Source organism: Sulfurovum sp. (genome assembly GCF_041562805.1).
In the GTDB taxonomy this organism is placed as follows: Bacteria; Campylobacterota; Campylobacteria; order Campylobacterales; family Sulfurovaceae; genus Sulfurovum.
In genome coordinates this window covers 1-2,024 of record NZ_JBFFOH010000270.1, presented here as the reverse complement: position 1 = coordinate 2,024, position 2,024 = coordinate 1, and the positions used below count along the sequence as shown (strand labels likewise).

Genomic DNA, 2,024 nt, shown 5'->3' with positions numbered 1-2,024 from the left:
TTGTTTGGCTTTTAGTGTATTATTATTGATACCAAGTTTTACCTTTCGAAAAATAACAGCTTTATTTATGTTAAATATACGAGATAATTTTTATGAGACTACTTATAAAGAATGGGATTTATATCGGTTTTATGGTTTTATGGTTTATTTAACAATTTTATTAATTTTCAATATATTTTTGATATCATCATTTTCGTTTTTATATAGTGTAATGTTGGGTGCAATTATTATTGGACTATTTATTGCTAAAGCTCATGAGAAATAGGATTAAGTATGCATTTATCAAAATCCCTCTACACCCGAGCCATCCAATGCCCAAAATCCCTATGGCTTAAAAAGTATAAGCCAGAAGTACTGACACCTCCAGATGCATCTGCACAGGCAGTATTTAAAACGGGTAATGTAGTAGGAGAGTTGGCTTGTCAGTTTTTCCCACATGGTAAAGAAGTACCGTTCACAAGAGACTACAGTGAGATGATAGCCACGACCAAAGGCTACATAGCTGAAGGTGAGCAGAACATCTATGAGGCTACCTTTAACTACAACGGCATCTTGGTAATGGTTGACATTTTACATGTAGATGCAGACGGTGTTTCACTCTATGAGGTTAAGAGTTCTACCTCTGTCAAAGACATCTATGTTCATGATGTGTCTATACAGTATTATGTACTTACAAATCTTGGCTTTCATGTAAAGAGTGCAAATGTTGTGCATATAGACAATACTTACGTTAGAGATGATGAACTCGATATAAATGCACTTTTTTCTGTAGTGGATGTGACAGCAGAGGTGAGGAAGTTACAGGACAATATACCGAATGTACTCAGAGAGTTTGAAACATATTTAGAAGATACGGTTAATGAACCGGACATTGACATAGGCTCACACTGTAACAAACCTTATGAATGTGATGCAAAAGAGTATTGCTGGAGAGTGCAGAGAAACATTCCTGAGTACTCCATCTTTAACATCTTCAACCTCGGAAGTAAAAAACAAGTAGAACTCTACGAACAGGGCATCGTAGATATAAACGATATACCAGATAACTTTGATATGACAGTCAAACAGAGTCAAGCAGTGAGAGATTATAGATCAGGCGTCACACACATAAACAAAGAAGCCATAGAAGGGTTTGTAGGTACGTTGAGTTACCCCATCTATCATTTAGACTTTGAAACATTTCAGCAAGCTATACCAGAGTTTAAAGGCATCAGCCCATTTATGCAGATACCCTTTCAGTATTCACTGCATATAGAACATGAAGATGGGACACTTGAGCATTGTGAATTTTTAGCAGAGGATGGCAGTGATCCAAGAGAGTTATTGGCACATAGACTTTGCGAAGATATACCTAATGATGTGACAGTGTTAGCCTACAACATGGGATTTGAAAAAGGTGTCATAAAAAAACTGGCTTTAGAGTATGAAACGTTGAGTTCGCATCTTTTGGAGATACACGACAACATCAAAGATCTTATGACACCATTTCAACAAAAGTATTACGTCACGCCAAGCATGAATGGAAGCTACTCCATCAAGTATGTACTCCCAGCACTCGTACCTGAAATGCAAGCAGCATACAAAGAGCTGGATGGTGTACAAAACGGCGGTGAAGCGATGCAAGCATTTGCTAACCTATCTAAGCTTAATGAAGTGGAAAAAGTAAAGATGAGAAATGCGCTTTTGGAGTATTGTAAGCTTGATACTTTGGCGATGGTTAGGGTACTTGGAAAGTTGAAAGAAGTATAACTTAGTTACGACGTAAACCGTCGTAACGAGAAGAAATTTTTAGTGAAGTTGTGAGCCTTTTATTTAGGACAGGTCTCACTTTTAGTACCTGCTACAGAACCCGTAAGTTCAAGGAATGATCCAAAAGGACCCATTACTGTCATTGCTTCACCTTTTGGCCCTTCAAATTTTAATTTTCCTGACATCATTGCCCCCATAGCACCACATCCAAAAGATCCTTTTCCCATACATGTCCAGTCTTCATCACTGGCATTCATAATATAATCAACATCAGT

The 2,024-nt window shown here is 37.5% G+C and carries 3 protein-coding genes; 2 read left to right on the top strand and 1 reads right to left on the bottom strand.

Going from position 1 to position 2,024, the window contains the following annotated elements:
- A partial coding sequence (locus ABYK33_RS15635; RefSeq protein WP_373034251.1) for a hypothetical protein occupies window positions 1-265 on the top strand: 265 nt, incomplete at its 5' end.
- Window positions 266-273: 8 nt separating this feature from the next.
- On the top strand, window positions 274-1,749 hold the full coding sequence (locus ABYK33_RS15630; RefSeq protein WP_373034250.1) for a DUF2779 domain-containing protein: 1,476 nt from the start codon (window positions 274-276) through the stop codon (window positions 1,747-1,749).
- Window positions 1,750-1,808: 59 nt separating this feature from the next.
- On the opposite strand, the gene ABYK33_RS15625 is transcribed toward ABYK33_RS15630, so the two are convergent.
- Window positions 1,809-2,024 (bottom strand): hypothetical protein (locus tag ABYK33_RS15625; RefSeq protein ID WP_373034248.1); only part of this gene is annotated, 216 nt, incomplete at its 5' end.

Bases quoted from the DNA above. Each gene is read 5' to 3' on its own strand.
- ABYK33_RS15630 (WP_373034250.1), top strand. From the start codon at position 274: ATGCATTTATCAAAATCCCTCTACACCCGAGCCATCCAATGCCCAAAA.